Source organism: Azospirillum lipoferum (assembly GCF_024170005.1).
In the GTDB taxonomy this organism is placed as follows: domain Bacteria; phylum Pseudomonadota; class Alphaproteobacteria; order Azospirillales; family Azospirillaceae; genus Azospirillum; species Azospirillum lipoferum.
The window spans coordinates 36,427-61,623 of sequence record NZ_JALJXJ010000020.1; the positions used below are offsets into that span (position 1 = coordinate 36,427).

Consider the following 25,197-nt stretch of genomic DNA (forward strand, 5'->3'; position numbering starts at 1 on the left):
GGCCGAAACGGGAGGTGAAGACCACCTGCCCCTATTGCGGGGTCGGGTGCGGGGTGATCGCGACGGTGGCGGCCGATGGCGCCGTGACCGTGCGCGGCGATGCCGACCACCCGGCGAACCGGGGGCGGCTCTGCTCCAAGGGATCGGCGCTGGCCGACACCCTGCTGCCGGACGGGCGGTTGCTGCATCCGGAGATCGGTGACAAGCGCGTGTCGTGGGACGAGGCACTGGACGAAGTGGCCCGGCGCTTTTCCGACACCATTGCCAAGCATGGGCCGGACTCGGTCGCTTTCTATGTGTCCGGTCAGTTGCTGACCGAGGATTATTATGTCGCCAACAAGCTGATGAAGGGCTTCATCGGCTCGGCGAACATCGACACCAACTCGCGGCTGTGTATGGCCTCGTCGGTGGTCGGGCACAAGCGCGGCCTGGGCGCCGACGCGGTTCCGGGGAGCTACGAGGATTTCGAGTGCGCCGATCTGGTGGTGCTGGTGGGATCGAACCTCGCCTGGTGCCATCCGGTTTTGCACCAGCGGCTGCTGGCGGCGCGGGCGGAGCGCGGCACGCGGATCGTCGTGGTCGATCCGCGGCGGACCGACTGCGTCGATGCCGCCGACCGCCATCTGGCGCTGAAGGCCGGGACCGATGCGGTGCTGTTCAACGGCCTGCTGGCCTGGCTCGACAGCCAGGACCATCGCGATGCCGGTTTCACCGCCGCCCATGCCGAGGGGGTGGAGGAGGCGCTGGCCGCCGCCCGCGCCGATGCGCCCGATGTGGCGGCGGTGGCCCGCCGCTGCGGGCTGGCCGAAGCGGAGGTCGCCGCCTTCTACGCCGAGTTCGCCGCGACAGACCGGGTGGTGACGGTCTATTCCCAGGGGGTCAACCAGTCCTCCCAGGGCAGCGACACCGTCAACGCCATCCTCAATGTGCATTTCCTGACCGGGCGCGTCGGCCGGCCGGGCTGCGGCCCTTTCTCCGTCACCGGGCAACCGAACGCCATGGGCGGGCGCGAGGTCGGCGGGCTGGCGAACCAGCTGGCCGCCCATATGGGCTTCACGGCGGAAGAGGTCGACCGGGTCGGCCGCTTCTGGCAGGCGCCGCGCGTGGCGGACAAGCCGGGGCTGAAGGCGGTCGACCTGTTCCGCGCCATCGAGGCCGGGACGGTCAAGGCGGTGTGGATCATGGCGACCAATCCCGCCGTCAGCATGCCCGATGCCGGCCGGGTGCGCCGGGCGCTGGAGAGCTGCGAGACGGTGGTGGTCTCCGACTGTATCCGCGACACCGACACCGGCCGCTTCGCCCATATCCGCCTGCCGGCCAGGGGCTGGAGCGAGAAGGACGGCACCGTCACCAACTCCGACCGCACCATCTCGCGCCAGCGCGCCTTCAGGGACGGCGCCGGGGAGGCGCAGGCCGACTGGTGGATCGTCACCCAGGTCGCCCGCCGCATGGGCTTCGCCGACGCCTTCCCCTATGAGAGCGCCGCCGCGGTGTTCCGCGAGCATGCCGCGCTGTCGGATTTCGAGAATGGCGGGACCCGCGCTTTCGACATCGGGGCGCTGAGTGGGTTGGACGGTGCCGGGTACGATGCGTTGGCGCCCTTCCCCTGGCCCTGGCGGGCGGGGAGCGAGCCGCAGAAGCGGCTGTTCGGCGATGGCCGCTTCTTCACCGCAGACGGGCGCGCCCGGCTGCTGCCGATCACGGCGAAGCCGCTGCCGCGCGTGGTGCCGGACGGGGCGCTGCTGCTGAACACCGGGCGGCTGCGCGACCAGTGGCACACCATGACCCGCACCGGCCTGTCGGCGCGGCTGTCGGCCCATGCGCCGGAGCCCCGGCTGGACGTCCACCCGGCGGATGCGGCGGCGCGGGGGCTGACGGATGGCGGGCTGGCCCGCATCGCCACGTCGGCGGGAGAGGCGCTGGCGCGCGTGCGCGTCACCGAGGCTCAAGGCGAAGGCACCGTCTTCCTGCCGATGCACTGGACCGATCGCTTCACCGGCGGCTGCGTCATCGGCCGGCTGATCGACGACGAGGCGGTGGACCCCTTCTCCGGCCAGCCCGACCTGAAGCGGATGCCGGCGACGGTGGAGCCCTGGCGGCCGCACTGGACCGCCTTCCTGCTGACCCGCCGGGCGGTCGAGCCGGCCCATGGCGGCTATTGGGCCCGCCGCGCGGTGACGGGCGGCCATCTGGTGGAGATGGCGGGGATGGGGGCGATCCCCGATCTTGCGGCCTGGATGCCCGGCCTCGACCCCGCCGAGGCGGTGGTGGAGTTCCGCGATCATGCGCGCGGCGGTCTGCGGATGGCCTGGATGGATGGGGACCGGCTGGACGCCTGCCTGTTCGTCGCGGCCGACGGGCGTCTGCCGCCGCGCGGCTGGCTCGCCGGGCTTTTGGAGGCGGAGGGGCTGGACGATGGCGCGCGGGCCGGGCTGCTCGCCGGGCGGGCGCCGGGGGCTGCCGCGGATGAGGGGCGGATCGTCTGCGCCTGCTTCAGCGTCGGCATCAACCGGCTGGTCGGCGCCATCCGCGACCGCCGGCTGACCAGCGTGGCGGAGATCGGCGCGGCATTGAAGGCCGGCACGAATTGTGGTTCCTGCGTGCCCGAACTCAAGGAGGTGCTTCGTCATGCCCACCAGCGCGAAGTGGCTTGATGGTCTCGCGGCTTTGGCGCGCCTCTTGGTCCCGCGCTTCGCGAGGATCGGTGGTGTCTCGTCCCTTCTCCCTCTCCCTCCCGCTCACGCGCAAACGAAGTTTGCGCTGACGCGACAGGCGGACCATAGGTCCGCTGAAAGCGGGGAGAGGGTCGGGGTGAGGGGGATGCACATACTGGATTTTTTGGAAAGGGCCGCCGCGCGACCCCCTCACCCTAACCCTCTCCCCGCGGGGGAGAGGGGAACTCGGTCCGCTCGGCGAGGTGCGTGCATACCGAGGCGCACAAAGGGCGAAGACAGGTGCGGGCAAGTGACCCTCGTCGGCGCCGGCCCCGGCGACCCCGACCTGCTCACCGTCGCGGCGGTGAAGGCGCTCGCCGCCGCCGAAGTCGTGCTCTACGACGCGTTGGTCGGTGACGGCATCCTCGACCTCGCCCACCCGAAAGCCGAGCGAATCTGTGTCGGCAAGCGCTCCGGCCGGCATTCCCTGCCGCAGGGGGAAATCAACGCGCTGATCGCCTTTCATGCCCGGCGCGGCAAGCGGGTGGTGCGGCTGAAGGGCGGCGACCCGATGGTGTTCGGCCGCGCCGGCGAGGAGATCGAGCATCTCGACAGCCTCGGCATTCCGGTGCGGGTGGTGCCGGGGATTACCGCGGCACTCGGTTGTGCAGCCTCCACCGGGCTGTCGCTGACCAAACGCGGGGTATCGCGCGCCGTCACCTTCGTCACCGCCCATGGCCGCGACGGCGAGCGGTTCGAGCCCGACTGGGCGCGGCTGGCCGATCCGCAGGGCACGCTGGCGATCTATATGGGCCGCGAGCAGGCCCGCGCGGTCGGGCAGGGACTGACCGGGGCCGGGCTGCCGGCCGACACACCGGTGCTGGCGGTGGAGAATGGCTGCCGGCCCGACGAGCGCCGCTATTGGACGACGCTCGGCGAGATGGCCGAGCAGGGGGTGGCCGCCGGCAAGGGGCCGACCCTGCTGCTGGTGGGGGAAGCGCTACGCCCGCGCCAAATCGGGACGGCGGACGCCGTTGATCTCCGCGCGCTTGGCGACTTCGCTCAAGGGTTCGATCACGACTGACATGGTGAAGACGGTGGCGTGCAGCAGGTTCGTCCCGTCCACCATCAGACCGACATGGCCGGGGAAGAAGACGATGTCGCCGCGCTCATAGGCGACATCCTGACCGTCCTCGGACAGCCACGTCCCCAGCCGTTCGTCCTTGCGCTGCATGCCGCTGCTGTGGTGGGAGACGACGCCGGCCGCCGCCATGGCGGTCAGCACCAGTCCGGAACAGTCGATGCCGAAGCTGCTGCGCCCGCCCCAGACATAGGGCGTCTCCAGGAAGCGCAGGGCGGTGGCGATGTGGTCGCGCGCGGGGGCGGCGTCCACCGGCTCCAGCCAGCCCGCGAACAGCCAAAGCCCGTCGTCGGTGCCGACCCAGCCGTTTTCGGCCCGACCGTCCAGCGTCACCAGCGCCCCGAAGCTGAGCGTTGCCACTGGCGGCGCCCGGTGCGTCGGTCCGGGGTGCAGGTCGGCGCGCAAGGCCCGCACGCGGTGGGTGGGGGTGACAGGCTCCAGATGCGGGGTGCCGGGGGGCAGCCAGCCGACATGGCCGTCGAAGCCATTCTCCGCCCGCAGCCAGCCATCGCGCTCCTCCAGAATGCGGAAGCGTTCGCCGCGGATCATCTCGCTGGTCTGGGGAACGCCGTTCTTCGGCTCCTCCAGCAGGACGGCGTGCGGGGCGGTCAGTTGGCGGATGGTCATGGTGGCGGGCCGGAATTGGGAAAACCGGCTGCGACCTTAGCGCCGGTGCCGATGTGACGCGAGGGATAAAGCGCATCCGTCATTTTGACGGTCTTTCCGTCATTTCGCCGGAAATCTCAAGCGTGACCGGCGCATTGCCCGGTTCTGCCCGGCCGCATCCGCCGACATTTTCTGTGTGCGGGCCAAATCGTCAGCGCGGCTCGCCAACATGGGACACGGCTGAGAACAGAGGAGCGGGAGAGATGGCAACGATGAAGGTTCTGGTTCTGGGTGCCGGCAAGATCGGGTCGATGATCGGCACGCTGCTGTCGCAGACCGGCGATTTCGCCGTCACCATCGGTGACCGGGACGAGGCGCTGCTGTACCGCGCCGAACATGCCGGGCTGCGGGTGATGCGCGTCGATGTCGAGGATCGGGATTCGCTGCGCGCCGCCATGGCGGGCCAGCATGCGGTCTTGAGCGCCTGCCCCTTCACCCTGACGCCGGCCATCGCCACCGCCGCCGTCGCGGCCGGCGCCCATTACCTGGACCTGACCGAGGATGTCGCCGCCACCCGCAAGGTGAAGATGCTGGCGGAGACCGCCGACACCGCGCTGATCCCGCAATGCGGTCTGGCGCCGGGCTTCATCTCCATCGTCGGCCATGACCTCGCCCGCCGCTTCGACGAGCTGCACAACCTGCATCTCAGGGTCGGCGCCCTGCCGCAATATCCGACCAACGCCCTGAAATACAATCTGACCTGGAGCACCGACGGGCTGATCAACGAATATTGCAACCCGTGCGAGGCCATCGTCGACGGCCGCCCGCACGAGGTGATGCCGCTGGAGGGCGACGAGCGCTTCGCGCTGGACGGCGTCGATTACGAGGCCTTCAACACTTCGGGCGGGCTGGGTTCGCTGTGCGAGACGCTGGCCGGCAAGGTGCGGAACCTCGACTACAAGACCGTGCGCTATCCCGGCCACCGCGACATCGTCCGCCTGCTGATCCGCGACCTGCGGCTGGGCGAGCGCCGCCACCTGCTGAAGGACGTGCTGGAGACCGCGGTGCCGCTGACGCTGCAGGACGTGGTGCTGGTGCTGGCGACCGCCACCGGCATGCAGGACGGCGAACTGCGGCAGGAGACCTTCGCCACCAAGATCTACAGCAAGCCGATCGCCGGCCGCAGCTGGAGCGCCATCCAGGTCACCACCGCCGCCGGCATCTGCGCCGTGCTGGATCTGCTGCGCGAGGGCTCCATCCCGCAGGCGGGCTTCATCCGTCAGGAGCAGGTGCCGCTGGACGCCTTCCTGAACAACCGCTTCGGCCGGCATTACAAGGGGTGAGCGTATGGGGCCGATCCTATCGGGATTGGCCCCCGTGGGCCGGCGGGCTGATGATCAGCAGCGTATCCTGCGGCTGGATGATGTAGCGGTTGCGTTCGGTGAAGGGGATGTCGCGGCCGTGGCTGTGGACCTGGACGACCATGCCGGCGCTGACCTCCGCCATGGTCTGACCGACCTCGTCCGGTTCCGCCCGCCGTTCGTTCAGCACCATCTGGCCGCCGGCCGACATCAGGTCGCACAGGAAGGGGGTGGCGTGGCGCGTCTCCACCGCGTCGGCCATCAGATAGCCGCCGATCTTCGGCGGCGACACCACCAGATCGGCGCCGCTGAGGTTGGCGAGCTTGATGTTCTCCTCCTGTTTGATGTTCGCCACGATCTTGGTGGCGGCGGACAGGTGGCGCACGGTCAGGATCACCAGGATGGTGGTGTCGTCGCGCCCGGTGCTGACGATCACCGCCTTTGCCCGGCCGACGCAGGCCTGGGTCAGCGTCTCCTCGCTGGTGCCGTCGCCGAGCAGGCCGATAAAGCCGGCATCGGCGGCCAGCTGGATGCGGTCCTCGGACTCGTCGATGACGACGATGTGGTCGGCGGGATGGCCTTTCGAGACCATCTCCTGTGCGGCGATGAACCCGCTGTGCCCGAAGCCGCACAGCACGATATGGCCTTGCAACTGCTTCTGAATGCGGCTCAACCGGAATTCCTCCACGATCCTCTGCACCACCAGCTCATAGGCGGTGCCGAGAAAGATGAACCAGATGAAGATGCGGATTGGCGTGACGGCGAAGGCGTCGATCAGGCGGGCGGTGTGGCTGACCGGCACGATGTCGCCATAGCCGACGGTGGTCACCGTGATCATGGCGAAATAGAGGATGTCGGGAAAGCTGATGTGGCCGTCGATCTGGTCCTTCAGCCCGACGCGGTCGAACCAGAACACCGCGATGACCAGTGCGATCAGGGCGGCGACGATGCCGACGCGCAGCAGCAGCGTCTTTTCCGCCGACAGGCCGGAGCGGACATGGAGCAGCCTTCCCTTGCGCAGGGAAGGCTTCGCCCGCCGCCTGTCCTGAAGTCTCCGCTCCGCCGTTTCCCGCATCCGCCATCCGTCCGTTCGGGCTCGCTAGATGCCCCGATTGTCTGAACACGCGGGACCGCGTTCCGGCCGCAAGGCTTGCGCTTTTAAAATTTGAAGACCGCCTCCATGCCGGCGAAATGGATGGTCTTGGCCGGACCGCTGTCCTTGAGGAAAGAGCCCGGCTGAAACAGCGAATACGAGATCAGCCCTTCGAAGGACCGGCCGGAGCTGTAGGACAGCACCAGTTCGCCCTGTGTGCCGACATAGCGCGCCCGTGATCCGGCACCGGAGCGCAGCAGGCCGCCGGTCAGGTCATAGACGCCGTCGTCCAGGCTCTCGCGCCAGAAGGCGATGGCGGAGGCGGAGAGGCTGAACTCGTCGGACAAGGCAAGGTCGAGCGACGGATGCAGGTTCATCAGGTTGAAGGGACCGATGGGTGTCAGTTCGCCGAAATACTTGGCGCGCGGGAACAGCGGGTTGAAGGTCTCCAGCCGGTCGTCGCGCAGGTTGCCGTCGCCGCTGGCGATGTTGGCCTTCAGGCCCAGGCGCGGTTGCAAGGGGAGCGTGGTGAAGCGGTAGCCGCTGTCGGTGGCGAGCGACCATGCCCGGATGGACCCGCTGCCAAAGCGGCCGAACTGGCCCATCGCCTCCCAGTTCCAGTCCCAGCCGGCGGCCTTGCCGAAGCTGCGCAGGCCGACGGTGTGGCGCAGTTCGTTTGCCCTGCCGGAGTCGAAGCTGGCGCGGCGGTTGCGGTAGCCGATGTAATAGGTGTCCAGCCCGGCGCTGCCTCCCCAGCCAAAATCGACCGGCCGCGTGGCGTAGAGCGCCCAGGCGGTGCGCCTGGCATCGCGGCCGTCGTCGAACAGATCCGGCGTCGGCTGGATCGGCCGGCCATAGAAGGCGTCGATGCGCCAGGGTCCGGCGGTGACGATGCCCTTCACCGCGTCGAAGGAGCGCGGCACGTTGGCGCCGTAGCGGATGGAGATCAGCCGTTCCGAGCCGTAGGCCAGCATCTGGCGACCGACGCGCAGCGTACCCTGGGCCTCGCCCAGCGGAGCATTGAGGTCGGCGAAGCCCTGCATCAGGTCGATGCGGTCGGAATCGGGCGGAGCCAGCGGGTCCAGCTTGCCCACCGCGTCGGCCATGATCAACTGGCCGAACAGGCGCAGGCCCTGGCCGACGCGCAGGTCGGCGTAGGGCAGGGCACGCCACAGGCCATAGGCGTCGTTGCGCGGTTCGTCCTGGCCCCAGCCGCTGTTGCGGACGGCCTCGCCGCGCAGGCGCAGTTCCAGCCCGGTGGAGAGCGAGGCGAAGCCGTCCGAGGTGACCGGAATGGCCTTGAACCGCTCCCAATAGGCGCCGGACCGCGCCTCGGGCGAGAGCAGGTAGCGGTAATCCTCGTCGAAGCGGGTGTTGGTCAGCGGCGGCGGATTCGCCGATTGGGCCGCATGAGCAGGGCCGATCCACAGCAACAGGGCGACCGCTGCCGTGCGAAGGCGGACCGTCATGGGGCATCTCCGTAAGGGCGCTGGGCTGCACCGATCCTAGGGAGATGCCCGTCGGCGTGATTGCTCGTTCCGAACCGCTTTTGCCGGTTCTGCGCGCGCTTTACCCCACCGCCGCCATCGCCGCCGCCGTGTCGGCCGTCCGCGTGGTGCCGTAGCGGCGGATCATCGCCGCACAGAACCCGGCGAACTCCTCGGCCACCTGGGGCGGGCTGGTGTGGTGGGGTTCGACGCCGCGGTGTTCGGGGGTGAAGCAGAAGGTGACGGTCACCTCGAAATCGGCCAGCGCCTCCATCTGGCGGTCGAACCAGTCCAGCGCGTTGGGACGGAAGCTGTCGGCCCAGGACAGGCCGGTGCGCAGGTGGCGGACGCCGAGCCGCTTCAGCCATGCCACCGCCTCGTCCAGCCGGTGGTCCTCGTAATGGAACCACTGACAGATGCCCATCTGCCCGGCATAGGGGGCGAAGGCCTCCACCGCCGGTTTCGGCGTGCCGTCGGCGCGTAGCAGCCCCATGTGGAAGTGGCGGTAGTAGGACGATCCCTCCGCCTCCTTGTGGCGGGTGGTGGCCTCCCAATGGCTGGGCAGGTCGTACAGGCTGTACCAGTGGATGCGCGGCACCTTGCCGATCAGCAGTTCGGCGGTGCGCTTGACGCCCCAGGCCTGCACCTCCTCGGCCCCGAAGGAGGAGACGCCGGCCTCGGTCACCCAGATCGGCTTGTCCGTGACCGCGCGGATCTCGTCGATCTTGTTCGGCCACTCGTGGATCTGCCACAGATTCCAGTCGAGCGGGAAGCCGTGGACCGCCACCACGTCGACCTCCTCCAGCACGCCGCGCTCGTCGAGCCGGCGGACGAAGGACGGATCGATGGGGGACATGCCGCCCAGCACGCGGGTGACGGTGGAATTCTCCGCCCGGATCGCCTGTCCGGCCAGGATGGTCATGCGGGCGAACAGGTCCCATTCGGGGTCGAGGTTGGGATCCCAGTGCGACTTGTTGTTGGGCTCGTTCCAGATCTTGGCGGCTTCGATCATCCCTCGGTCCCTTTCTTCACGGCATCTTCTTTTGGCTGTGCGGGATAGACGGCCCCCGCCTCGGTCGGTCGGTCGACCCGGCGGCAGACATAGACCTCGCGTTCCGGATGCTCGGTGATGGCGAAGCCGGCGCTGCGCAGCATCGCCTCGGCGCAGGCGGCATTCGGCGCCCACCAGTTGGTCCAGTCGCGGGCGTATTCGTGTTCGATGAAATGCAGCTTCGGATAGCCGGGATCGTCGAAATGGTCCTGCTCGAAGAAGTCGTAGTCGCTGCGCACCGGCGCCACCTCGGCCGAGCCGCGCTGCATCGACTGGAAGATCATCAGATCCCTGGCGACATGGTCATGGATCAGGTCGAGCGCCAGCAGCGGGTGGCGCAGGTGGTAGAGCACGCCCATGAACAGCACGACGTCGAAGCTCTCAGCCAGCGCGGCGACGTCATAGACCGACATCCTGTGGAACTCGATCTCCTGGCCGGTCACCTCGGCGGCGAATTTCGCCTGGGCCAGATAGCGGTCGTCGAAGTCGATGGCGACCACCCGGTCGGCGCCGCGGCGCTTCATCTCGATCGAGTAGAAGCCGCCGTTGCAGCCGATGTCGAGGACGGTGCGGCCGGTCAGATCCTTCGGCACCGCATGCTCGAACCGCTTCCACTTCACGTTCGGGTAGTCGTTGAGGAAATGATCGGGCGCCGTGCGCACGCCGTTGAGGTCGATGTTGTGGAACCAGTCGCCGAGTTCTGCGACGCGTTCGCGGATCTGGTCGGCCGTCAGGCTCGTCATGCCGCACCCTCGTTGATGCTGTGAACCTTCAGCCCCCAATCGCCGGCGATGATGACGCTGCGGGAAGCCGGGCTGATTTCGAATCGTCCATGGAAGTCCAGCGGCAGGCCCATGGCATGGGCCAGCGCCGCCTTGATGATGTCGCCGTGGCTGACCAGGGCCAGCCTGCCGCCGGGATGGGCGCGGCGCAGCCGGTCGAGCAATGCTGCGATCCGGGTCTGCGCCTCCGCCATCGATTCGCCGGGGGTTTCCCCGGGAGTGGGGCGGCCATGGCTGCGCGCCCGGTTCCACAGGTCCCAGGCGGGGTCGCCGTGCAGCTCCTCGAACCGCCTGCCGCTCCAGGCGCCGAGGTCGAGTTCGTTCAGCGCCGGCTCGATGGTCAGGGGAAGGCCTTGCCGCTCCGCGATGGGAGTGGCGGTTTCGATGGCGCGCTCCAGCGGGCTGGACAGCACGGCGATCAGGCGCTGTGACGACAGGCGGTCGGCCAGCGCATCGGCCTCCGCCCGGCCCTGGGCACTCAGCCTCACGCCGGCCATGCGGCCGCACAGGACCGAGCCCAGCCGGTCGTGCGAGCCGTGGCGCACCAGGATGAAGATGGTTTCCATGCCGCCGCTCACATCAGGCGGGATGGCTTTGTCCCGAGAGGCTCCCCGGCGATGAAGCGCAGCGTGCGTTCCCGTGCCTCGTGGTCGGTGAACTGCTCCGGCGGCGACTTCATGAAGTAGCTGGACGGGCCGACCAGCGGGCCGGCGATGCCGCGGTCGAGCGCCAGCTTGGCGCAGCGCACCGCATCGATGACGATGCCGGCTGAGTTGGGGCTGTCCCAGACCTCCAGCTTCAGCTCCACATTCAGCGGCACGCCGCCGAAGGTGGTGCCTTCCAGCCGGATATGCGCCCATTTGCGGTCGGTCAGCCACGGCACATGGTCGCTGGGACCGACATGCACGTCATCCGGGTCGAGCGGCACGTCGAGTTGGCTGGTGACCGCCTGGGTCTTGGAGATCTTCTTCGATTCCAGCCGTTCGCGCTCCAGCATGTTCTTGAAATCGGTGTTGCCGCCGAAATTCAGCTGATAGGTGCGGTCCAGCCGCACGCCGCGCTCGCGGAACAGGTTGGCCAGCATGCGATGGACGATGGTGGCGCCGACCTGGCTCTTGATGTCGTCGCCGATGATCGGCAGCCCGCGTTCGGCGAAGCGCCGCGCCCAGACCGGGTTGGAGGCGATGAAGACCGGGATGCAGTTGACGAAGGCGCAGCCGGCCTCCAGCGCCTGTTCGGCGTAGAATTCGGTGGCCTGCTGCGAGCCGACCGGCAGGTAGGACACCAGGATGTCGGTGCCGGTGCGGCGCAGGGTTTCCGCCACATCCACCGGCCGCCGTTCCGATTCGGCGATGTCGCCGGAAAGGTATTTGCCGATGCCGTCCAGGGTCGGGCCGCGCTCCACCGGCACGCCGAAGCGCGGCGGCTTGGCGAAGCGGAAGGTGTTGTTCGGTGGCGCGAAAATGGCGTCGGCAACGTCGGAACCCACTTTCGACGCAGCAACATCGAAGGCTGCGGAGATCTCGATGTCTCCAACGTGATAACCGCCGAGATCGACCGTCATAAGCCCCGGAGGCGGCTCATTGGCTTTAGCACCGGCGTAATAGCATATCCCTTGTACGAAAGATGATGCGCAATTTCCGACGCCAGCGATCGCTACCCGGAGCTTTTTCCCAGTCACCGAGATCTCCCATCCTTAAATGCGCGTCAATTGGTGAAACCATTATATTTGTAATCCTGAAACCGATTCACCGGAAGATCTGTCTTAAGGTACTTACCTTTTGGGCAAGGTGCGAAATTTTCAATGGCGGTGTTAGTGTCGACAGTGTAGCTATCGTAACCGTTCTATTGGGTTGTGATTCGATTCAGAAACAAAACCACACGGGGTGCTCTGGGCAGCTTGCGGAGACGGGTGGACAGCTTGCGGTCTTGGACGGCCGCGACGGCGCTGCCGCATGTCTTCCGCACGTCAACGTCAAAAATCTTCAAACTTCTCGGAGGGACTTGTGGGAGAGACCGTTCTCGTCACCGGTGGCGCCGGCTTCATCGGCCGCCATGTCGCCAAGGCCCTGCTTGCCCGCGGCGACCGCGTCCGGGTTCTGGACAGCCTGATCGAGCAGGTGCACCCGACGCGGCAGCGTCCCGACGAACTGGATGCCGATGTTGAGTTGCTGGTCGGCGATGTGCGCGACGATGCCATGGTCGCCCGCGCGCTGGAGGGGGTCGATTCGGTGATCCACCTCGCCGCGGAGGTCGGCGTCGGCCAGAGCATGTATGCGGTCGACCGCTACACCTCGGTGAATGATTACGGCACCGCCGTGCTGTTCCAGCGCCTGATCGACAAGCCGGTGCGCCGGGTCGTCGTCGCGTCGTCCATGAGCATCTATGGCGAGGGGCTGTACCGCAGCGCCGACGGCACGCTGATGGAGGATGTCGTCCGCGGCGCCCGCAATCCCGATGGCAGCTGGGACCCGCTCGACCGGCAGGGCCGGCCGCTGGTGCCGGTGCGCACACCGGAAAGCAAGCGTCCGGCGCTGAAGTCGGTCTACGCCATCGGCAAATATGTGCAGGAACGGCTGACGCTGACGCTGACCGCGCAATATGGGATGGAGGGCTCGGCCCTTCGCCTGTGGAACGCCTATGGGCCGGGACAGGCGCTGTCCAATCCCTACACCGGCGTGCTGGCGATCTTCGCTTCGCGCATCGCCAACGGCCAGCGCCCGATGATCTTCGAGGATGGGCAGCAGCGCCGCGACTTCGTTCATGTCCGCGACGTCGCCCGCGCCTTCCTGCTGGCGCTGGACAACCCGGCCGCCAACGGCGAGGTGTTCAACATCGGTTCCGGCGAGGAGCGGACGGTGGAGGAGGTGGCGTTGATGCAGGCCGCCTCGATGGGCCGTGCCGACCTGACGCCGGAGATCACCGGCAAGGCGCGGGCCGGCGACATCCGCCACAACATCCCCGACCTGACCAAGGCCCGCGCCGTGCTGGGCTATGACCGGCAGGAGGATTTCTCGGAGGGGCTGGCCGAGCTGGCCGAGTGGGTCGCCCGGCAGGAGGCGCAGGATCGCGTCGCCGAGGCTCGCCGCGAACTGGAAGAGCGGGGTCTGGTGGCATGAGCGGCTCCAAAAACCCTGTCCTCATCACCGGCGGTGCCGGCTTCATCGGATCGAACCTTGCCGACCGGCTGGCGTCGGACGGGCATGACGTGCTGATCTATGACGCGCTGCGCCGTCCGGGGGTGGAGCGGAACCTGCGCTGGCTGCAGGCCCGCCACCCGTCGCGCATCAGCGCCGTCACCGCCGACCTGCGCGACGAACAGGCGCTGGCCGATGTGGCGAAGGACGCCAAGGCGGTGTTTCATCTGGCCGCCCAGGTCGCGGTCACCACCAGCATGGTCGATCCCATCGACGATTTCGAGGTGAACATCCGCGGCACCCTGTCCCTGCTGGAGGCGGTGCGCCATCACAACCACCGTCAGGGCCGGCGCACGCCGGTGATCTTCGCCAGCACCAACAAGGTCTATGGCGACCTCGCCGACGTGGAGCTGGAACTGGTGGGCGACGCCTACGCGCCGGTCGATCCGGCGATCCGCGCCCATGGCGTGTCGGAGGTCCGGCCGCTCGACTTCCACACCCCCTATGGCTGTTCCAAGGGGGCGGCGGACCAGTATGTGCTGGATTACGCCCGCAGCTTCGACCTGCCGACCGCCGTGCTGCGGATGAGCTGCATCTATGGCCCGCGCCAGATGGGGACGGAGGATCAGGGCTGGGTCGCCCATTTCCTGATCCGCGCGCTGAACGGCGAGCCGATCACCATCTATGGCGACGGCCGGCAGGTGCGCGACGTGCTGTTCGCCGCCGATACGGTGCAGGCCTATGTCTCCGCCTGGGAGCGGATCGAGCAGGTGAAGGGCCGCGCCCTCAACCTCGGCGGCGGAGCGGCGAACGCCATCAGCCTGCGCCAGCTGATCGCGCACATCGAATATCTGATGGGCCGCAAGGTGGAGGTCAGTTACGGCGACTGGCGGGCCGGCGACCAGCGCTATTACGTGTCGGACACCCGCGCGGCGCGTCAGGCATTGGGCTTGCCCGAGCCGACCGACTGGAAGCGCGGCGTGGCGCTGCTGGCCGAATGGCTGCGGGCGGAGAAGAGCGGTGTGACCACTGCCGCCCCTTCGGTGGAGGCCGCCTGATGAGGGTTGCGCTGGTCAACCCGGCCTGGAGCTTCGACCACAGCATCTATTTCGGATGCCGCGAAGCGCATCTGCCGCTGGAACTGGGATACAGCAAGGCGCTGCTGGAGCAGGCCGGGCATCAGGTGCTGCTGCTGGACGGCGCGCTCGATGGCCTGTCGAACGCGGAGATGGCGGAGCGGGTCGCCGCCTTCGCCGCCGATATGACCGTGCTGACCACGGCGCCGACCTACCTGTTCTGGCGCTGCGCCCAGCCGGAACTGCGGGTCCCGAAGGAGTTCCTGGCGGCTCTGGCCGGCCGCGGCGGGCGGACCGTCGCGGTCGGGCCGCACGGCTCCACCACCCCGGTGCCGACCTTGAGCAAGCTCGGCGTCGATCTGGTGGTGCGCGGCGAGTGCGAGGAGATCGTCGCCAAGCTGGCGGCCATATTGGAGGAAGGCACGGCGCTGGACGATATACCGGCGCTGGCCTTCCGCCGGGACGGCGATCTGGTGCTGACGGGCGGGCCGCATGCCGCGCGCTTCACCGACCTGCCGGCGCTGTCCTGGCCGGTGGAGTGGCTGCACCGCCATCCGCACCACCACCACCGCTATGGCACCGAACCGGTCGGGCCGGGGGCGGAGGTGGAGGCGTCGCGTGGCTGCCCTTACAATTGCAGCTTCTGCGCCAAGATCGACTTCCGCGACCAGTACCGGCGGCGCGACACTGTCCTCATCCTGGAGGAGATCGACGGGCTGATCGCCGCTGGCGTGCGCTATGTCTACTTCATCGACGAGATCTTCCTGCCCAGGCGCGACCTGCTGGAAGCGCTGGTGGAGCGGCCGGTCGAGTTCGGCGTGCAGACGCGCATCGATTTGTGGAAGCCGGAGATGCTCGACCTGCTGGGGGCGGCCGGCTGCGTGTCGATCGAGGCGGGGGTGGAAAGCCTGACCGAGGAAGGCCGCGCCTCGCTCGACAAGAAATGCCGGATGAGCACCGACGATCTGGCCGGCCGGCTGATCCATGCCCGGCGCAGCGTGCCCTTCGTCCAGGCCAACCTGATCGCCAGGACCGGCGACGATGCCAATCTGGTGAAGGCGTGGCGGGAGAAGCTGCTGGCCGCCGGGGTGTGGGCCAACGATCCGGTGCCGCTCTACCCCTATCCGGCCTCGCCCGACTACCGCCGCCTGTGGGGCGAGCCGGACGACCGGGCGTGGGAGCGGGCGCACGAGCATTATCTCGGCCAGTTCGAACGCTTGAGCGACATCCAGGAGGACGAGCCCTTGCCGCTGACGGAACTGGAGGCGGCATGCTCCTGCCGCTGACGAGTGCCCAGAAGAAACCGCCGCCCGCAGAACCACCCTATGTGCTGATGACGGCCGACAGCGTCGGCGGGGTGTGGACCTATGCGCTGGATCTGGCCCGCGAACTGGCGGGGCAGGGGACGCGGGTGACGCTGGCGGTGCTGGGTCCGTCGCCCCACCCCGATCAGGTCGCCGCCGCCGTCGCGGTGGACGGGCTGGAACTGATCGACACCGGTCTGCCGCTCGACTGGACCGCTCCGGACGAGGCGGCGGTGCGCCGCACGGCCGAGGCGCTCGGCGATCTGGCCGCAAGGCTCGGCCCGGACGTCGTCCATCTGAACAGTCCGGCCCTGGCCGCTGATGCCGGCTTTACCATGTCGGTCGTCGGCGTCTGCCATTCCTGCATGGCGAGCTGGTGGGCGGCGGTGCGCGGCGGCGAGATGCCGGAGGATTTCCGCTGGCGGACCGAGCTGCTGCGCCGGGGCTATCAGGCCTGCGACGTGCTGGTGGCGCCAAGCGCCGCCTTCGCCGATACCACTGCCGATCTCTATGGAGTGGCGCCACCGGTGGTGGTGCGCAATGGCCGCTATGCTCACAAGATGGGGCCGCGCCGGGTGGCGATGGGACGGGAGCGCTTCGTCTTCACCGCCGGGCGGCTGTGGGATTCCGGCAAGAACGTTGAACTGCTGGACGCGGCGGCGAAGCTGCTGGACGTGCCGGTGTTCGCCGCCGGGCCGCTGGAAAGCCCGACCGGTCACCGCGTCGGCTTGGCCCATGCGCGGGCGCTCGGACGGCTGGACGGTACGTCGGTTGCGGACTGGATGGCGCGGGCGCCGGTCTTCGCCTCGTTGCCCTTGTACGAGCCGTTCGGGCTGACGGTGCTGGAGGCGGCGCAGGCCGGCTGTGCCCTGGTGCTGTCGGACATCGCCAGCTTCCGCGAGTTATGGGACGGCGCCGCCATCTTCGCCGATCCGGGCGATGCCGGTGCGCTGGCCGCGACCCTGCGCCGGCTGCTCGACGATCCGCTGGAGGCCCGGCGGCTCGGCACCACCGCCCGCCGCCGTTCCGCCCGCTATGACATGGACCGGCTCACCGCCGGGATGCTCGACGTCTATTGGTCGGTGACGCACCCGGTGCGTTCGGAGGTGATCGCGTGAGGATCGTCTATTTCACCCATTCGCTCTCTTCCTGCTGGAACCATGGCAACGCCCATTTCCTGCGTGGGGTGCTGCGCGACCTGATCGCCCGCGGCCATGACGTGCAGGTGCTGGAACCCGAGGGCGCCTGGAGCCTGCAAAACCTGCTGGCCGACCATGGCGAGGCCGGGCTGGATGCCTATCGCAGCGCCTATCCGGAGCTGTCGTCGCGGGTGATGCCCAAGGGCTTTGACGTGGAGGCGGTTTGCGACGGCGCCGATCTGGTGATCGTCCATGAATGGAACGATCCGGCGCTGGTGGCGGCGATGGGGCAGGCGCGCAGGCGGGGCGGGCGCTTCACCCTGCTGTTCCACGACACCCACCACCGCGCGGTCAGCGAGCCTGAGGCGATCAACGCCTTCGACCTGTCCGGCTATGACGGCGTGCTGGCCTTCGGCGAGGCGCTGGCGGCGGTCTATCGCCGCTGGGGCTGGGAAGGTCGCGTCTTCGTCTGGCACGAGGCGGCCGACATCCGGCTGTTCCATCCGCCGGCCGAGGAAAAGCCGCGCACGGGTGCGGTGTGGATCGGCAATTGGGGCGACGGCGAGCGGACGGAGGAACTTGAGCGTTTCCTGTTCGCGCCGGCCAGGGACGCCGGGCTGCCGCTGGAGATCTACGGCGTGCGCTATCCGGCCGAGGCTTTGGCGACGCTGACGCGCTATGGCGTCGCCTACCGGGGCTGGCTGCCGAACGCGCGGGCGCCGGAGATCTTCGCCCGTCACCGCGTCACCGTCCATGTGCCGCGCCGCTTCTATGTCGACAGGCTGCCGGGCATCCCGACCATCCGCGTGTTCGAGGCGCTGGCCTGCGGCATCCCGCTGGTCAGCGCGCCGTGGAGCGATGTGGAGGGGCTGTTCCGCTCCGGCCGCGACTTCCTGTTCGCCCGCAACGGCGCGGAGATGGCCCACCATCTGCGCGCCATTGACCAGGACGAGGGGCTGCGCGCCGAACTGGTCGCCAACGGGCTGGAGACGATCCGCGCCCGCCACACCTGCGCCCACCGCGTCGATGAGCTGCTGTCCATCGTCGGCGGCCTGCGCGGCCATGAAAAAGAACCGGTCCTTGAGGAGTCCGCCCGATGAAGATGGCCTTTTACGGGTCCAGCCTGCTGTCCTCCTACTGGAACGGCGCCGCCACCTATTACCGCGGCATGCTGAGCGAACTGGCCGGGCATGGCTGGGACATCACCTTCTACGAGCCGGACGCCTTCGACCGCCAGAAGCACCGCGACATCGAGCCGCCGGACTATGCCAGGGTCGTCGTCTATGACGCCACGCCCGAGGCCTGCCGTGCGGTGATCGGCGAGGCGGTGAAGGCCGATGTGGTGGTGAAGGCGAATGGCGTCGGCGTTTTCGACGACGAACTGCTGGACGGCGTGATGGATGCCGCCGATCCGCGGGCGCTGCGCATCTATTGGGATGTTGACGCTCCGGCGACGCTGGCGGAGCTGCGGCAGGCGCCCGACCATGTGCTGCGCCGCCGCCTGCCGGAGCTGGACTTCGTGCTGACCTATGGCGGCGGGCCGCCGGTGGTGTCGGCCTATGAGGCGATGGGGGCGCCGGTCTGCCGTCCGGTCTACAACGCGCTGGACCCGGCGACCCACCATCCGGTGCCGCCGCAGGACCGCTTCCGGGCCGACCTGAACTTCCTCGGCAACCGGCTGCCGGACCGCGAGGCGCGGGTGGAACGCTTCTTCCTGGAGCCGGCGGCGCGTAACCCGGACGGCCGTTACATCATCGGCGGCAGCGGCTGGGAGACCAAGGGCCTGCCGGGCAACGTCACCCACATCGGCCATGTCGGCACCGCCGACCACAACGCCTTCAACACCTCGGCCAAGGCGGTGCTGAACATCGCCCGCGACAGCATGGCGGAGGTCGGCTTCTCCCCCGCCACCCGCGTGTTCGAGGCGGCCGGCGCCGGCGCCTGCCTGATCACCGACGCCTGGGAGGGGGTGGAACTGTTCCTGGCCCCGGACGAGGAGGTGCTGGTCGCCCGCGACGGGCAGGACGTGACCGAGCATCTGCGCGCCCTGACGCCGGAACGTTCCCGCGCCATCGGCGAGGCGGCGCGCCGCCGCATCCTGGCCGGCCACACCTATGCCCGCCGGGCTGTCGAGGTGGACCAGCTGTTGCGCGGTGCGCTGGCCGCCCGCCGGGAACGGAGTGCCGCATGAAGCTGGTCGTCCTGGGCCTGAGCCTGTCCTCCTCCTGGGGCAACGGGCATGCCACCACCTTCCGCGCGCTGCTGAAATCCTTCGCCGCGCGCGGGCACGAGATCCTGTTCCTGGAGCGGGATGTCCCCTGGTACGCGAACCACCGCGACCTGCCGAATCCGGGTTGGTGCGAACTGGCCTTCTACAGCGACTTGCAGGATCTGAAGCGCTTCACCGCCGCCGTCGCCGGTGCGGATGCGGTGCTGGTCGGATCCTACGTGCCGGAAGGGGTCGCGGTCGGGTACTGGGCGCAGGAGACGGCGCGGGGCGTCGTCGCCTTCTACGACATCGACACGCCGGTGACGCTGGCGAAGCTGGAGCGCGGCGATTACGAGTATCTGGCGCCGGAGGTCATCCCCGGCTACGACGTGTATTTCTCCTTCACCGGCGGGCCGACGCTCGACCGGCTGATGGAGCGGTACGGCTCGCCGGCCGCAAGGGCGCTCTATTGCTCGGTGGATGCGGAGGCCTATGCGCCGCTGCCGGTGCCCAAGCGCTGGGACCTCAGCTATCTCGGCACCTACAGCATCGACCGGCAGCCGACGCTGGACCGCCTGCTGCTGGAACCGGCCCGCCGGGCGCCGGAGCTGCGCTTCGTCGTCGCCGGGCCGCAATATCCGGACGACATCGTCTGGCCGGCGAATGTGGAGCGGCTGCACCATGTGCCGCCGGCCGACCACCCCGCCTTCTACGCGGCGAGCCGTTTCACCCTGAACGTGACGCGCGAGGACATGATCCGCGCCGGCTACAGCCCCAGCGTCCGCCTGTTCGAGGCGGCAGCCTGCGCCACGCCGATCCTCTCCGACATCTGGGATGGCATCGACACGCTGCTGGAGCCCGGTCGCGAGATCATCCTGGCGGAAAGCGCTGACGAGGTGCTGGAGGTGCTGCGCCGCCCCGCGGCGGAGGGCGAGATCGGCGAGCAGGCGCGGCGGCGGATTCTGGCCGCGCACACGGCGGCGCACCGGGCCGGGACGCTGGAGCACGAACTGGTCGCGGCGATGGAGCGCGGAAAGGTCAGGGTGGGGGCATGACGCCCCCACCCTCCGGCATTTACTTGCTGTAGTCGTAGAAACCGCGGCCGGTCTTGCGGCCGAGATAGCCGGCATCGACCATCTCCTTCAGCAGCGGGGCCGGGCGGTACTTCGGATCGTTGAAGCCTTCATAGAAGACCTCCATCACCGACAGCATGGTGTCGAGACCGATCAGGTCGGCGAGCGCCAACGGGCCGATCGGGTGGTTGCAGCCGGCCTTCATGCCGGCGTCGATGTCCTCGGCCGTGGCGATGCCTTCCTGCAGCGCGAAGATCGCCTCGTTGATCATCGGGCAGAGGATGCGGTTGACGGCGAAGCCGGGGCTGTTCTTGGCGGTGATCGGCGACTTGCCGACGCGCTTGGCAAACGCCATCGCCTTGGCGTGGGTGTCGTCGCTGGTCTGGATGCCGCGGATGATCTCCAGGAGCGCCATCAGCGGCACCGGGTTGAAGAAGTGCAGGCCGATGAAGCGGTCCGGACGGTCGGTCGCCGTCGCCAGCTTGGTGATGGAGATCGACGAGGTGTTGGTGGCGACCAGCGCCTCCGGCTTCAGGGTCGCGCAGAGATCCTTCAGGATCTTGACCTTCAGATCCTCGTTCTCGGTCGCAGCCTCGATCACCAGATCGCAGGTGGCGAGCTTCGACTTGTCGGTGGTGGCGGTGATGCGCGCCAGGGCCGCTTCGCGGTCGGCGGCGGTCATCTTCTCCTTCTTGACCAGCCGGTCGAGGCTGCCGGCGATGGTCGACAGGCCGCGCTGCACCGCTTCCTCTGAAATGTCGGTCATCACCACCGTCAGGCCGGCGACGGCGCAGACCTGGGCGATGCCGTTGCCCATCTGTCCGGCGCCGATGACGCCGATCGTTTCGATCCCCATGCTCTCGGCCATGTTTCTTGTCCCTATCGTTGAGCGCGTGCGTTGGTTCGCAGATGCAGCATCTTCTACACGCATTTTCGTTGCGCTGCGATGACTTGTCGTATGCGGCAGGAGCGGCTTTCGCTTGGCGCGGCGACCTGCCGCAGCCCTTGCGTCGGCGGATTTCCGCTGAACCGTGCAAAGCCATCGGCGGATTTCCGCCGATGATCGAGAGGGGGAAAACGGCCGGGTCCAGGTTTTTCAATTGTTTGCGCGGCAAACTGATTATGGCACGTCCCTTGCTCTCCTCAGGGCCAACCGCGGCGACGGGTCGCGGATCAAGCCCCAGGGGAGAGAACAGATGATCCGGAAGAGCCTGCTTGCCGCCAGCGCCTTCGCCGCCGCCGCACTCGTCACCCAGGCCGCCTCGGCCGCCGATCTGGTCCGACTCGGCAATCTGAAATTCGCCCATTACGGGGCGGTTTCCTACATGAAGGAGATCGCCGGCAAGTACGACCTGAAGATCGAGGAGCGGGTCTTCCCCAAGGGCATCGACATCCTGCCGGCCATCGTGGCGGGCGAGATCGACGTCGCCGCCAGCGCGGTGGACGCCGCCATCGCCGGCCGGGCGTCGGGTGTACCGATCTATGCGGTGGCCGGCTTCGCCAAGGGTGGCGCCCGCATCGTCGCCAAGCCGGATGCCGGCATCAAGAGCGTCGCCGACCTGAAGGGCAAGAAGGTCGCCACCCCGCGCGGCGGCGCCCAGGAACTGATCCTGCTGGCCGAACTGGCGAAGCACGGGCTGAGCTGGTCCGACCGTCCGGGCAAGGACGTGCAGATCGTCTACATGGCCTACGCCGACATGAATCAGGCCCTGCTGGCCGGCAGCATCGATGCCATGTCGCAATCCGAACCGCAGTCGAGCCAAGCCATCAACAAGGGCTTCGGTGTCGAGGTGGTGAAGCCCTACGACACCGAGCTGGGCGAGCCGGTTCGCTCGCTGGTCGTCACCGAGGATTTCTACAAGAAGAAGCCCGACGTCGCCCAGCGTCTGGTCCGCTGCTTCGTCGAGGCGACGGCGACCTTCATCGCCAACCCCGATCTGGCCGAGAAGTATGTCCGCGAACAGATGTTCAAGGGCCAGATCACCAGCCAGGACTTCAAGGACGCGATCGGCAACTCGCCCTACAGCTACGACATCTCGATCGAGCATGTGCAGATCACGACCGACATGATGCAGAAGTTCGGCGTCGGCCGCATGGACAACCCGCCGAAGGCCGCCGACTGGGTGAAGCTGGACCTGCTGGAAAAGGCCAAGGCCACCAAGGCTGCCGCGAATGATGCCGCTGCCGGCACCGTGAAGGCGAACTGAGCCAAACCCAGCGGAAGGAGGACACCCCATGTCCCAAGCCAAGTCCCATTTCTCGCCCGCCGCGGTGCTGCGCGGTTCCCTCGTGCCGGTCCTGGTGATCGCGTTGTGGCAGATCCTGTCCACCTCCGGCCTGATCAACCCGGTGGTGCTGCCGTCGCCGGTGCAGGTGGTGGTGCGCTGGTGGGCCTATCTGCTGCCGACCGAAGCCTACGACCCTGCGCAGTCCAGCTGGATCCTGTGGGCGCTGTCGGGCGAGATGCTGTTCGACGCCTGGTCCAGCCTGTACCGCGTGGTGCTGGGCTTCGCCGTCGGGGCCGGGCTGGCGCTTCCGCTGGGCCTCGCCATGGGCGGCAACCCGCGCATCTATGCGCTGTTCGACCCGCTGATGCAGGTGCTGCGGCCGATCCCGCCCATCGCCTACATCCCGCTGGCGATCCTGTGGTTCGGGCTGGGCAACGCGCCGGCCGTGTTCCTGATCGCCATCGGCGCCTTCTTCCCGGTGCTGATGAACACCATCGCCGGGGTGCGCCATGTCGACGGCATCTATCTGCGCGCCGCCCGCAACCTGGGCGCCGGCAAGCTGACCATGTTCGTCCGCGTCATCCTGCCGGCGGCCACTCCCTATATCCTGGCGGGTGCGCGGATCGGCATCGGCACCGCCTTCATCGTCGTGATCGTGTCGGAGATGATCGCCGTCAACTCCGGCCTCGGTTTCCGCATCCTGGAAGCGCGCGAGTTCATGTGGTCCGACAAGATCATCGCCGGGATGTTCACCATCGGCCTCTTGGGCCTCGCCATCGACATCGGCATGAACCGCCTGAACAACCACCTGCTGCGCTGGCACCGCGGGCTTGAGAACTGATGGGGAGGGGATGGAGATGACGCCCATGCTGAAGACTGTTGCCGACACCATGCCCGTCGCCGACGCGGCGCCCGTGCAGATCCAGGTGCGCGGGGTGGAGAAGACCTTCGCCGTCGGCGCGCAGAAGATCGTCGCCCTGCAGAACATCGACCTCGACATCCGCAAGGGCGAGTTCGTCTGCCTGCTCGGCCCGTCGGGTTGCGGCAAGTCCACGCTGCTGAACGCGGTGGCCGGGTTCCAGCCGCCGACGAAGGGAACCGTCACCGTCGATGGCCGCAGCATCACCGAACCCGGTCCCGACCGTGGCATGGTGTTCCAGGAATATGCCCTGTTCCCCTGGATGACGGTGGCGCAGAATGTCGCCTTCGGCCTGGAGATCAAGGGGATGTCCAAGGCCGCGATCGCCGAGAAGGTGGAGTGGCTGCTGCAGAAGCTGCATCTGCAGGACTTCCGCAACCGCTTTCCGAAGGATCTGTCCGGCGGCATGCGCCAGCGCGTCGCCATCGCCCGCGTGCTGGCACTCGACAGCCCGATCCTGCTGATGGACGAGCCGTTCGGCGCGCTCGACGCCCTGACCCGCCGGACGCTTCAGGACGAGTTGCTGCGGATCTGGGAGGAGGTCGGCAAGACCATCCTGTTCGTTACCCACTCCATCGAGGAGAGCATCTATCTGGCCGACCGCATCATCGTGATGACCTACCGGCCGGGCACCATCAAGCGCGACGTCGCCGTCGACATGCCGCGCCCCCGCGACGGTTCCGCCCCGGAGTTCAACCGCCTGAAGCGCGAGCTGTCCCAGATGGTGATGGAGGAACAGCAGCGCTTCAGCCAGGACGAGATCCGGTCGGTTACGGCGGATTGATCGGCGAAGCCCCCTCTTCCCATGAGGAGAGGGGGCCTTCCAGTGTTGAACTACACGTTCACCGGCGCATACTCGAAGGTCGGCGCCGCGGTGTAGTCGGTGCCGGGAAGCGGGATCGCCACCAGCTGGTCGGCGGTCAGCTTCAACTCGTACATCAGGCCGATGGCGCCGCGCAGCCGTTCGGGTTCGCCGTTGAAGGTGACGTGCAGCGCGGTCAGCAGCGCCGTGTAGGTGGTGTTGAACTGCTGCGAGACGGTGCGGGCACGGCTGCCCGGCGGGTAGTCCACCGTCTTGGCGTTGGGATACAGGTTCCAGATCCCGGCCGGATCGATACCGACCGGGGCGCCGGAATAGGACCAGCCGAGCGGTTCATGCGGATCCTTCACCAGCCGGCGGGCGTAGACGATCTGCGCCAGACGGTAGTAATGGGCCAGCGCCGCCTCGTTGTCGGCCTCGCGCGGGGATTTGGGCGTGCCTTCGCCCTGCTCGACGATCACCTGGATGGCGCGCTGGGCGCTCGCCACGTCGGTGACCGGGAACAGCTGGTCGGGGGGGAACCAGGTGTTGTCGACCACCTGATGGGACGGGTCGCCGGTGAAGATCTCGTCCCCCATCCGGCCGATGGCGTCGGAGATCGCCTGATAGAAGTCGCCAATCGTGGCGAATCCCGGCTCCTGCGCCGCTGTGGCCTTCTGCTGGAACATGGCGAGGGCCGGCTGCTTCACCGGATAGTCCTGCGGGACCTCCGGTTCCTCGATGGTCATGAAGACGTCGTAGACGAGGCTGCGTGTCAGCTTGCCCAGCGAGATGGTCAGCCCTTCATGGACGCCCATCGGCAGCGGGCCGGGATAGACCGGGATGAATCCCGGCTTGTCGATCACCGGATGGCCGCCGACCGCGTTCAGGATGTTGGCGGCGATGGTCATATGCAGCATCTCCTGCACGGAGACCGAGCCGATGATGGCCGCCGCCTCGCGGTTGGTGCCGGCCTTGATCGAATAGAGGGCGGTCAGATAGGCGGGGAGCGTGGCGTGCTCCAGCTCGACCGCGGATTGCAGGGCGTTGCGCAGGACCTGGACGGTGTCGATGCCCTGGGCGAACTGCGGCTGAATCTTCAGCATGGCTGTTTCCTTCCCTTGGAAGCGGGCCCTTG

General features: G+C 68.1%; 22 protein-coding genes. 13 read left to right on the plus strand and 9 right to left on the minus strand.

Features of this window, described 5'->3' with window-relative positions; translation table 11 throughout:
* The first annotated feature begins 14 nt into the window (after positions 1-14).
* On the plus strand, positions 15-2,654 hold the full coding sequence (locus J2848_RS31710; RefSeq protein WP_425458715.1) for a molybdopterin-dependent oxidoreductase: 2,640 nt from the start codon (positions 15-17) through the stop codon (positions 2,652-2,654).
* A gap of 310 nt (positions 2,655-2,964) precedes the next feature.
* A complete protein-coding gene (cobA, locus tag J2848_RS31715) occupies positions 2,965-3,738 on the plus strand; it encodes a uroporphyrinogen-III C-methyltransferase (RefSeq protein WP_149234712.1) in 774 nt (257 codons plus the stop codon).
* Here the strand turns inward: cobA and J2848_RS31720 are convergent.
* Positions 3,655-4,422, minus strand: coding sequence for a C40 family peptidase (locus J2848_RS31720; RefSeq protein ID WP_149234713.1), 768 nt, complete (start codon positions 4,420-4,422; stop codon positions 3,655-3,657). The genes cobA and J2848_RS31720 overlap by 84 nt on opposite strands.
* Before the next feature lie 242 nt (positions 4,423-4,664).
* Between J2848_RS31720 and J2848_RS31725 the strand changes: the two genes are divergently transcribed.
* Positions 4,665-5,744, plus strand: a complete 1,080-nt coding sequence (locus tag J2848_RS31725) for a saccharopine dehydrogenase family protein (RefSeq protein ID WP_149234714.1) — start codon at positions 4,665-4,667, stop codon at positions 5,742-5,744.
* A gap of 16 nt (positions 5,745-5,760) precedes the next feature.
* On the opposite strand, the gene J2848_RS31730 is transcribed toward J2848_RS31725, so the two are convergent.
* The 6 genes from J2848_RS31730 to J2848_RS31755 all read right to left on the minus strand — a co-directional run bounded on the left by J2848_RS31730 (position 5,761) and on the right by J2848_RS31755 (position 11,739).
* Entirely contained in the window at positions 5,761-6,837 is a 1,077-nt protein-coding gene (locus J2848_RS31730) for a potassium channel family protein (protein ID WP_149234715.1), read from the minus strand.
* A gap of 83 nt (positions 6,838-6,920) precedes the next feature.
* The gene (locus J2848_RS31735; RefSeq protein ID WP_149234716.1) at positions 6,921-8,324 is read right to left on the minus strand and encodes an alginate export family protein; all 1,404 of its coding nucleotides are present in this window, start codon (positions 8,322-8,324) and stop codon (positions 6,921-6,923) included.
* 100 nt (positions 8,325-8,424) lie between these two features.
* Positions 8,425-9,354, minus strand: coding sequence for a beta-xylosidase (locus J2848_RS31740; protein ID WP_149234717.1), 930 nt, complete (start codon positions 9,352-9,354; stop codon positions 8,425-8,427).
* Positions 9,351-10,136 carry a TIGR04290 family methyltransferase gene (locus J2848_RS31745; RefSeq protein WP_149234718.1) on the minus strand — a complete coding sequence of 262 codons (786 nt, stop codon included), beginning with the start codon at positions 10,134-10,136 and terminating at the stop codon, positions 9,351-9,353. Before J2848_RS31745 ends, J2848_RS31740 begins: the two co-directional genes overlap by 4 nt.
* Positions 10,133-10,741 carry a histidine phosphatase family protein gene (locus J2848_RS31750; protein ID WP_149234719.1) on the minus strand — a complete coding sequence of 203 codons (609 nt, stop codon included), beginning with the start codon at positions 10,739-10,741 and terminating at the stop codon, positions 10,133-10,135. Before J2848_RS31750 ends, J2848_RS31745 begins: the two co-directional genes overlap by 4 nt.
* A gap of 8 nt (positions 10,742-10,749) precedes the next feature.
* On the minus strand, positions 10,750-11,739 hold the full coding sequence (locus J2848_RS31755; RefSeq protein ID WP_246194355.1) for an inositol-3-phosphate synthase: 990 nt from the start codon (positions 11,737-11,739) through the stop codon (positions 10,750-10,752).
* 442 nt (positions 11,740-12,181) lie between these two features.
* On the opposite strand from J2848_RS31755, the gene J2848_RS31760 reads away from it, so the two are divergent.
* From J2848_RS31760 to J2848_RS31790, 7 genes are read left to right on the plus strand one after another with little or no spacing between them, the layout of a single operon-like run.
* Positions 12,182-13,294, plus strand: a complete 1,113-nt coding sequence (locus J2848_RS31760) for an NAD-dependent epimerase/dehydratase family protein (protein WP_211103314.1) — start codon at positions 12,182-12,184, stop codon at positions 13,292-13,294.
* Positions 13,291-14,370, plus strand: a complete 1,080-nt coding sequence (locus tag J2848_RS31765) for an SDR family NAD(P)-dependent oxidoreductase (protein WP_149234722.1) — start codon at positions 13,291-13,293, stop codon at positions 14,368-14,370. Before J2848_RS31760 ends, J2848_RS31765 begins: the two co-directional genes overlap by 4 nt.
* Positions 14,370-15,674, plus strand: a complete 1,305-nt coding sequence (locus J2848_RS31770) for a TIGR04295 family B12-binding domain-containing radical SAM protein (RefSeq protein WP_149234723.1) — start codon at positions 14,370-14,372, stop codon at positions 15,672-15,674. Before J2848_RS31765 ends, J2848_RS31770 begins: the two co-directional genes overlap by 1 nt.
* A complete protein-coding gene (locus tag J2848_RS31775) occupies positions 15,659-16,810 on the plus strand; it encodes a glycosyltransferase family 4 protein (RefSeq protein ID WP_149234724.1) in 1,152 nt (383 codons plus the stop codon). Before J2848_RS31770 ends, J2848_RS31775 begins: the two co-directional genes overlap by 16 nt.
* Positions 16,807-17,931, plus strand: coding sequence for a CgeB family protein (locus tag J2848_RS31780; RefSeq protein WP_149234725.1), 1,125 nt, complete (start codon positions 16,807-16,809; stop codon positions 17,929-17,931). The genes J2848_RS31775 and J2848_RS31780 overlap by 4 nt, the downstream gene beginning before the upstream one ends.
* Entirely contained in the window at positions 17,928-19,022 is a 1,095-nt protein-coding gene (locus tag J2848_RS31785; protein WP_149234726.1) for a CgeB family protein, read from the plus strand. Before J2848_RS31780 ends, J2848_RS31785 begins: the two co-directional genes overlap by 4 nt.
* Positions 19,019-20,095, plus strand: a complete 1,077-nt coding sequence (locus tag J2848_RS31790; protein WP_149234727.1) for a CgeB family protein — start codon at positions 19,019-19,021, stop codon at positions 20,093-20,095. The genes J2848_RS31785 and J2848_RS31790 overlap by 4 nt, the downstream gene beginning before the upstream one ends.
* Before the next feature lie 19 nt (positions 20,096-20,114).
* On the opposite strand, the gene J2848_RS31795 is transcribed toward J2848_RS31790, so the two are convergent.
* Entirely contained in the window at positions 20,115-20,981 is an 867-nt protein-coding gene (locus J2848_RS31795; protein ID WP_211103315.1) for a 3-hydroxybutyryl-CoA dehydrogenase, read from the minus strand.
* Positions 20,982-21,309: 328 nt separating this feature from the next.
* Here J2848_RS31795 and J2848_RS31800 point away from each other — a divergent pair, with 328 nt between their 5' ends.
* From J2848_RS31800 to J2848_RS31810, 3 genes are read left to right on the plus strand one after another with little or no spacing between them, the layout of a single operon-like run.
* A complete protein-coding gene (locus J2848_RS31800) occupies positions 21,310-22,320 on the plus strand; it encodes an ABC transporter substrate-binding protein (RefSeq protein ID WP_149234728.1) in 1,011 nt (336 codons plus the stop codon).
* Between the two features lie 28 nt (positions 22,321-22,348).
* On the plus strand, positions 22,349-23,182 hold the full coding sequence (locus J2848_RS31805) for an ABC transporter permease (RefSeq protein WP_149234729.1): 834 nt from the start codon (positions 22,349-22,351) through the stop codon (positions 23,180-23,182).
* 25 nt (positions 23,183-23,207) lie between these two features.
* The gene (locus J2848_RS31810; protein ID WP_246194357.1) at positions 23,208-24,044 is read left to right on the plus strand and encodes an ABC transporter ATP-binding protein; all 837 of its coding nucleotides are present in this window, start codon (positions 23,208-23,210) and stop codon (positions 24,042-24,044) included.
* A gap of 50 nt (positions 24,045-24,094) precedes the next feature.
* On the opposite strand, the gene J2848_RS31815 is transcribed toward J2848_RS31810, so the two are convergent.
* On the minus strand, positions 24,095-25,165 hold the full coding sequence (locus tag J2848_RS31815) for a ferritin-like domain-containing protein (protein ID WP_149234730.1): 1,071 nt from the start codon (positions 25,163-25,165) through the stop codon (positions 24,095-24,097).
* Positions 25,166-25,197: the final 32 nt, after the last annotated feature.

Coding starts and splice junctions, on each gene's coding strand:
- J2848_RS31805 (WP_149234729.1), top strand. CDS start 22,349: ATGTCCCAAGCCAAGTCCCATTTCTCGCCCGCCGCGGTGCTGCGCGGT.
- J2848_RS31745 (WP_149234718.1), bottom strand. CDS start 10,136: ATGACGAGCCTGACGGCCGACCAGATCCGCGAACGCGTCGCAGAACTC.
- J2848_RS31765 (WP_149234722.1), top strand. CDS start 13,291: ATGAGCGGCTCCAAAAACCCTGTCCTCATCACCGGCGGTGCCGGCTTC.
- J2848_RS31720 (WP_149234713.1), bottom strand. CDS start 4,422: ATGACCATCCGCCAACTGACCGCCCCGCACGCCGTCCTGCTGGAGGAG.
- J2848_RS31750 (WP_149234719.1), bottom strand. CDS start 10,741: ATGGAAACCATCTTCATCCTGGTGCGCCACGGCTCGCACGACCGGCTG.
- J2848_RS31740 (WP_149234717.1), bottom strand. CDS start 9,354: ATGATCGAAGCCGCCAAGATCTGGAACGAGCCCAACAACAAGTCGCAC.
- J2848_RS31725 (WP_149234714.1), top strand. CDS start 4,665: ATGGCAACGATGAAGGTTCTGGTTCTGGGTGCCGGCAAGATCGGGTCG.
- J2848_RS31785 (WP_149234726.1), top strand. CDS start 17,928: ATGAAGATGGCCTTTTACGGGTCCAGCCTGCTGTCCTCCTACTGGAAC.
- J2848_RS31755 (WP_246194355.1), bottom strand. CDS start 11,739: ATGACGGTCGATCTCGGCGGTTATCACGTTGGAGACATCGAGATCTCC.
- J2848_RS31800 (WP_149234728.1), top strand. CDS start 21,310: ATGATCCGGAAGAGCCTGCTTGCCGCCAGCGCCTTCGCCGCCGCCGCA.
- J2848_RS31730 (WP_149234715.1), bottom strand. CDS start 6,837: ATGCGGGAAACGGCGGAGCGGAGACTTCAGGACAGGCGGCGGGCGAAG.
- J2848_RS31775 (WP_149234724.1), top strand. CDS start 15,659: ATGCTCCTGCCGCTGACGAGTGCCCAGAAGAAACCGCCGCCCGCAGAA.
- J2848_RS31770 (WP_149234723.1), top strand. CDS start 14,370: ATGAGGGTTGCGCTGGTCAACCCGGCCTGGAGCTTCGACCACAGCATC.
- J2848_RS31735 (WP_149234716.1), bottom strand. CDS start 8,324: ATGACGGTCCGCCTTCGCACGGCAGCGGTCGCCCTGTTGCTGTGGATC.
- J2848_RS31790 (WP_149234727.1), top strand. CDS start 19,019: ATGAAGCTGGTCGTCCTGGGCCTGAGCCTGTCCTCCTCCTGGGGCAAC.
- J2848_RS31815 (WP_149234730.1), bottom strand. CDS start 25,165: ATGCTGAAGATTCAGCCGCAGTTCGCCCAGGGCATCGACACCGTCCAG.
- J2848_RS31810 (WP_246194357.1), top strand. CDS start 23,208: ATGCTGAAGACTGTTGCCGACACCATGCCCGTCGCCGACGCGGCGCCC.
- J2848_RS31795 (WP_211103315.1), bottom strand. CDS start 20,981: ATGGCCGAGAGCATGGGGATCGAAACGATCGGCGTCATCGGCGCCGGA.